Below are 6,815 nucleotides of genomic sequence, written 5' to 3' on the forward strand. Positions count from 1 at the left end.
TCCTTATCCAGGGCACAGGTCCTGGATTTTTTTATTTTTTAAGTTCCTATGATTGCAAAAATTGTGACATTTGCCATTTACTCGCTTTCCTATGTAATCGTTTTCTTATTTTTGTCTAAATTTCTTATGTTTTCTTGAAAGTCTCTAAAATAGCGCTATAATAGGACTTAGGAAATGGAGGAAAAAGTATGAAAGTACATTCTAATTTTACTGGACCTAAGTCCAAAAAACGTCTGATTGCATTCTCATGTGCAACTGCTCTTGCAGGTTTTGCCCTCATCGCAAAGCCTGCCTTCGCTGAGGAAGCTAAAGCTGATAACTCATCAAACCTTGATGTGAACGCTACTACCACTGCAAATGTGGAAACTACCGCAGACCTCGTAGAAACTAAGGTTGTCGAAGCTCCTGCTACTACTGAAAATTTAGGCACCACTCAAAGCACTACAAATGTCTCAGAACAAGCCACAACTTCTGCTGCAAGCTCTGAAGTTGTCAGTGAAACTGCCTCAACAACTGCAAACGAAAGCCAAACTCCTACAGAATCAGTTGCAGGCCAAACACGTGAAGCCGTAACTACAGACCGAGCTGCCAGCGAGACAGCTTCAGTACCTAATGAAACAAACGTCACTGGTGGTCAATACTATAGCGACGACCAAGGCTACTGGCATTACAAAGATGCTAGCGGTAAAGACCTGACTGGACCACAAACTATTGATGGCGTTAAGGTCTACTTCAATCCAGGCGGTGTTCAGGTTAAAGGGGGATTTGGCTGGGACGGTCACTATTATGACAAAGACTCTGGTGCTCTTGTTACTAATAAATTTGTTGAAGAATATGGTAGAACCTATTACGTTGATGAAAATGGTAATAAGGCAATTGGTTCTAAAGAAGTTAATGGAGCGTGGTATTATTTTGAGCAGTATGGTGAACTAATTAAAAACAATTTTGCTCCTGATGGCCGTTATTATGACAAATATGGTAAACAAGTGGATTTCGGAACAAACCGCTATTTCGAATTAAACGGGGAATGGTACTATGCTGGAAATGATGGTGCTATTTTAAAGGGACCACAAACCATCGATGGTGTTAAGGTTTACTTCCGACAATACGGAGCTCAAGTCAAAGGATATTTTGTCAAAGATGAGGGGGATAATAAATCTCGATACTACGATAAGGATACTGGTGCTCTTGCCACCAATCAATATGTTATCGCTTATAATCCTTACAAACATCGAAATGAACGTTATTATGTTAACGACCAAGGAATTCGGTTAACTGGTCCTCAAACAATTGACGGTAAACAAGTCTACTTCGATACCTACGAGGGAAGCCAGGTTTTCGACAATTTTGCTGACGATGGTTACTTTTACGATCAGGACGGAAATCGTGTTGATCTTGGTGCCAATCGTTATGTTCAAATCAGAGACAATTGGTACTATGTCGGTAACGATGGAAAAATTTTAACCGGTGAACACATTATTGATGGAGCTCACGTTTATTTTGAATATGGAGGTAAACAAGTTAAAGGAGATTTTGACTATAAAAATCAATTTCACGATAAAGACTCTGGAACTTTAGTTACTAATCGTTTCGTTACCGTTAATGACAAGACCTACTTCATTGGAGCAGATAGTAAGGCTATTAAAGGAGCGACCGTCATCGACAACATTGAATACTTCTTTGACGAAAAAACTGGCGCTCAGGTTAAGGGAAATTTCGCAAGTAACAAAAAATATTATAACAGTACTACTGGTGCTCTCGTAATCAATAGTTATGTCCAAGTCGACAAAGACTGGTACTACGTAGGCAATGACGGTAAACGGCTTAAAGGTTCTCAAACCATTAACAATGTTCCTGTATACTTTGACCCTTATGATGGTAAACAAGCCAAAGGTGTCTTTGGTAATGATGGCTACTTCTACGACAAAGATTCTGGTGCTAAAATAGACCTTGGTACCAATCGCTACGTTTACATCAACGATAACTGGTACTATCTTAATGGAGAAGGAAAAATCCTTAAAGGCGATCAAACCATCGACGGGGTACAGGTTCACTTTGATCCATATTATGGTAATCAAATTAAAGGAGAATTTACCGATAGTAATGGGCATGCGGTTAAAGCAAACTCCTATACTAGCCCAGTTAAGTACTATGATAAAAATTCTGGAGCTCTTGTAAAAGGTCAATACTTTAGCCATGATGGTAAATGGTACTATGCAGATGCAGAAGGTAATATCCTTAAAGGCTCACAAACCATCGATGGGGTACACGTTTACTTTGACTATAATGGTGTACAAGCTAAAGATACTGTTCTAGATGGTTACTACTACGATAAAGATAGTGGAGCACGAAAAGAACTCCCTCGTGATCAGTTTATTAAGATTGGTGACGATTTATACTACATTAGCAGTAATGGACGAACTGGGAATATAACTATTGATGGTAAGGATTACTATGTTGGTCGATATGGTAGAGTTCTTCGTGGTTCCTTTAACGTATACCAAGAGCCACCTTACTATGATGACGAAACTGGCGAAGCTGTGAAAAAAACTGGTTTTGTTAAATCTTATGGTCGTTGGTACTATATAGAGGAAGACGGAAAAAAAGCAAAGGGCCTTAAAGAAATTGATGGTAAGCTTTATTTCTTCTCTAACAATCCAATGAACAAATACGAAACAAACGAACAAGTTCGTGGACAATTAGCTAGACCTTACTTTTATATTTCCTTCCCAAATAGAGCAGAAGACAACCCAACTTACTACTTCGATGCTGAGACTGGAGCTGCTGTAACCAACCAATTCGTCTATGCAGATGGACACTGGTACTACTTCGGTAACGATGGAAAGGCTCTTCTATTTGATCAAGTCATCAATGGTCAACACCTCTACTTTGATTATGAAGGTAAACAAGTTAAGGGCGATTTCGTTACAGACTACAAGGGAACTCGTTATTATGACGAAAACTCTGGTGAGCTCGTCACCAACCAAACACGTACCATCAATGGTGTGACTTATCACTTTGATGAAATTGGGCGTGCGAAGCAATTATAAGGATTTTAGTAAAATAGACTAAGTTTTTCTCGCAGATATCTATACTAGAGGAAGTTGATTAATTTTAACTTCCTTTTTAAAATCCACGAAAATAATTTTTGTCTGCTTTAAGAAAACTTTAGGCTTTGCTTTATATACTATAAACATCCTAAAACTTTTCTTTTTCATAATCTCCTAAATCCAGGGCGCAGGTCCTGGATTTTTTTGTTTTTTGATAATTGTTTGAATTACTAAGAACTGGAAAAATCTCACCTAATAGTCAGAAAAATAGATGTTATTCTCTTTTATCAATCTCTTCACATTAAAAGAAAGCCTTTTTATTTTTAATATTGAAAAGGCTTTCTTATTGCATTATAATATAAATTAAAAAGGGGAGGTATTTGTTATGGAAACAAATAATAAGGTCAAACATCAAACATCTAAAAAGTATCTTATTGCATTTTCATGTGCATCAGCTCTTGCAAGTTTTGCGCTTATTGCAGGAGTTGCTTTTGCGGATGAAGTAACTACTGGTGAAACACACAAGATTGACACAACAACAAGTGTTATTGCCAATGTTGAAACAACAGCAGACTTAGTTGAAACAAAGGGTATTGAAGCAATATCTTCTGCTGAAAGTTCAACAGGTGCTCCAGAGTTAGCAAGTTCGGAAAACGTTAGAGAAACGGCTTCAGCAACCACTAGTGAAAGTCAAGCACCTACTGAAACAAAAACCGTTGAAGCACACGCAGCTTCAACAAGAGACAGTGTAACTAGTGAAACAACTACGACAACTCCTGTTATTAATGAGAACGTAAACATTACAGGTGGTCAATATTACAGTGACCAAAACGGTAAATGGCATTACCGAGATGCCAATGGTAATGACCTGACTGGACCACAAACTATTGATGGGGTTCAAGTCTATTTCGATAAAGAAAATGGCGTGCAAGCTAAAGGCGTTTTTGCAAAGGATCCTAATAATGCTAAAAAACTAAATTTCTATGACAAAGATTCTGGTGCCCTTCTCAAAAGTCAATTTATCGTAGCCTACAGCAACGATACGAAACAATATGAACGTTACTATCTAGATGATAATGGGAACCCCGTGTACGGTGAGTATCGAATTAATCGTAGATCAGTATACTTTGATGATAAATCCGGTACTCAAATCATTGACCGCTTTGCTCCTAATGGACACTTTTACGATCAGGATGGTGTTTTCGTTAATTTAGGAACCAATCGTTTTGTTGAAATCAAAGGAAAATGGTATTATCTCAATGATAGCGGACAAATTATAAAGGGTAACCATATCATCAATGGGGCTCAGGTCTATTTCGATGAAAATGGTATTCAAATAAAAGGTGATTTCGATAAGGAAAACCGCTATTATGATGAACACACTGGTAAGCTAGTAACTAACCGTTTCGTAACAGTTAAAGACAAAAACTACTTTATCGGCGCAAAAGGTATCCCCGTGAAAGGTGCTACTCTTATTGATGGTAAAGAGTACTATTTCGATAATAAGACCGGTGCTCAAGTGAAAGGTGACTTTGGAGGTAATGGTAAATACTACGATACTTCAACTGGTGCACTCGTGACCAACCGTTATGTCAATGTAGATAAATATTGGTACTATGTGGATGCTGAGGGCAAACCACTAAAAGGTTCACAAACCATAAATAATGTTCCTGTCTACTTTGATTCTTATTATGGTCGACAAGTGAAAGGTGATTTTGGAGACGATGGTTACTACTATGATAAAGACTCTGGTGTGAGAATCACACTCGAAAAAAATCGTTACCATAATATTAATAACCATTGGTATTATGTTGGTTCAAATGGCAAAATCCTTAAAGGGGATCACGTCATCAATGGTGTTCAGGTACATTTCGACAAGGTATTTGGAATACAAGCTAAAGATGACTTTGTAGATGAAGATGGTATTAATGTTCTCTATGATAGCTTTGTTGTCTTTGGTATCCCAGTTAAGTATTATGACAAGAATACTGGTGAACTTGTTAAGGGGCGTTACTTTACAACTCGAGGTAAGTGGTTCTATGCAGATAAGCAAGGCAATATTCTAAAAGGTGCTCATACCATTGATGGTGTCCCTGTCTACTTTGACGACCACCTCGGAACACAATTCAAAAACGAAGTTAAAAATGGCCACTACTATGATAAGGATACCGGTGAACAGAAGGAAGTCCCACGGAACCAATTTGTTCGTGCTGATAATGGGCTCTTCTATTATGATAAAGATGGTAAACCACTTTCTGGTTCTCATACCATTAATGGTGTAACCTATTCGTTCTATGAAAATGGACAAGCCCGTCAAGGAACTTTTGGGCCTTCCGGTTCAGGACCTTTCTACGATGAGGTTACTGGAGCAGCAGTCAGAGAAAAAGGATTCCATCAAGTAGGTGGCGATTGGTACTATACTGACGAAAATGGTAATAAACTTCTCGGTCTTCAAGAAATCGATGGGAAACTCTATTATCTCGATAATACAGAGTCTACAAGCTTAGTTACTGGTTATCTCGCAAAAGATAAAGTGCTTAGTCCTGAGCAAAAAGAGTCTACTAGATATCCTCGGACATCTAGTAGTACTATCATCGAACCTAAAATCTACAGTTACTACTACTTCGATGCTGAAACAGGTGCTGCGGTAACTAACCAATTCGTTAATTGGAAGGGCAACTGGTACTACTTCGGTAAGGATGGTAAGGCCCTCCTCTTTGATCAAGTCATCAATGGTCAACACCTCTACTTCGATTATGAAGGTAAACAAGTGAAGGGCGATTTCGTTACAGACTACAAGGGAACTCGTTACTACGATGACAACTCTGGTGAGCTCGTCACCAACCAAACTCGTACCATCAAAGGCGTGACTTATCACTTTGATGAAAATGGACGTGCGAAGCAACTGTAGAGAATGTAGGAAAGTAGCCTAAATTTTTCTCAAAATATATCTAAACTAAAGGAAGTTGATTAATTTCAACTTCCTTTTTAAGCATTTTCTTTAATCACATATCAAGAATAAAAGTACAAAATCAAGACTCCAATTTTGTACTTAGGTTAAAAAATAGATCAAAAAAGGTCCTCCCCCAACCTATAGGGAAGAACCTCTTTTTTTGAAGACTAATTTTTTATTTTAACTAACTATTTAGAATAAGGGAAGGATTCTCTTTGTTATTAGTCTTCTTTCTTACGACGACGGCCCAAAAGACCTAGTCCAAGACCTGTAATCAAGGCTGACAAACCTGTCACTTCTGCAATATGTCCACTTTCTGTTCCTGTCTCTGGTAGAACTGCTTGTTCTTGAGGTTGAGCAACTTGTGGAGTTACTTCTTCAATAACAGTTGGACTTACAGGTTGTTCTGGTTTAACTGGTTGTTCTGGCTCCTCTGGTTTCTTAGGTGTTGGTACCTTAGGTTGTTCTGGAGGAGTTACAGGTTTATCAGGAGTAACCGGAACATAAATGATTGGTGTATCTTTACCTGGATCCTCTGGTGTTACAGGTGTTCCTGGTTGGATTGGTTGACCTGGTTTCGTTGGATCGTTTGGATCTGGCAAGTATGGCTTGTAACCTGGAACATCTGGCACAACCGGTTGACCTGGTTTCGTTGGATCTGTTGGATCGTTTGGATACTTCACATCTGGTGTTGATGGGAAGTTTGGATCGTTTGGTGTCACTGGTTTTGGAACCAAGTTTCCAAGTGGTTTGTAAGTAACAGTTTCTTCAAGGTTTTCTTGAGTAACAGCCTTAGAAGCAACACTTGCTTT

General features: G+C 38.5%; 3 protein-coding genes. 2 read left to right on the forward strand and 1 reads right to left on the reverse strand.

What is annotated here, in order from left to right; translation table 11 throughout:
- The first annotated feature begins 188 nt into the window (after positions 1-188).
- Both PCY16_RS09165 and PCY16_RS09170 read left to right on the forward strand, forming a co-directional pair.
- Positions 189-3,050: a glucosyl transferase gene (locus PCY16_RS09165; protein WP_064524598.1), complete on the forward strand. Its 2,862-nt coding sequence runs from the start codon at positions 189-191 to the stop codon at positions 3,048-3,050.
- A gap of 385 nt (positions 3,051-3,435) precedes the next feature.
- Entirely contained in the window at positions 3,436-5,961 is a 2,526-nt protein-coding gene (locus PCY16_RS09170) for a glucosyl transferase (RefSeq protein WP_195414215.1), read from the forward strand.
- Positions 5,962-6,224: 263 nt separating this feature from the next.
- Here the strand turns inward: PCY16_RS09170 and PCY16_RS09175 are convergent.
- The coding region (locus tag PCY16_RS09175) for an LPXTG cell wall anchor domain-containing protein (protein WP_301354537.1) at positions 6,225-6,815 on the reverse strand (591 nt) is incomplete at its 5' end.

This window comes from Streptococcus sp. SS4 (genome assembly GCF_030440125.1).
Lineage (GTDB): Bacteria > Bacillota > Bacilli > Lactobacillales > Streptococcaceae > Streptococcus.